Source organism: Fructilactobacillus fructivorans (genome assembly GCF_000814735.1).
Taxonomy (GTDB): Bacteria; Bacillota; Bacilli; order Lactobacillales; family Lactobacillaceae; genus Fructilactobacillus; species Fructilactobacillus fructivorans.
On the sequence record NZ_JOJZ01000025.1, the window covers coordinates 1 to 285 of the forward strand.

Below are 285 nucleotides of genomic sequence, written 5' to 3' on the forward strand. Positions count from 1 at the left end.
GACCATATCAAAAGCTGGTAACTGATACCACGGAACTACGTTATGGATCGAAGTCAATGTCAGAACGTCTTTATTTAAATCCCGTCTTAGATTTATTTTCGGGTGAGGTACTTTCATATAAATTGTCGGAACATCTAGATCTTAATTCAGTTCTTTCACCAGTTGGCCAGGCTTTTAAAAGATTACCAAAATTAAACTATCGAACTACCATTCACACTGATCAAGGTTGTCATTATCAGCATCGAAAATTTATTAGTTTAGTTAAGAAAAACCACGTTATCAAGA

General features: G+C 34.7%; 1 protein-coding gene. It reads left to right on the forward strand.

Features of this window, described 5'->3' with window-relative positions:
• Window positions 1–56 precede the first annotated feature (56 nt).
• On the forward strand, window positions 57–285 hold a 229-nt coding region (locus LfDm3_RS06620; protein ID WP_404825429.1), incomplete at its 3' end, for a DDE-type integrase/transposase/recombinase.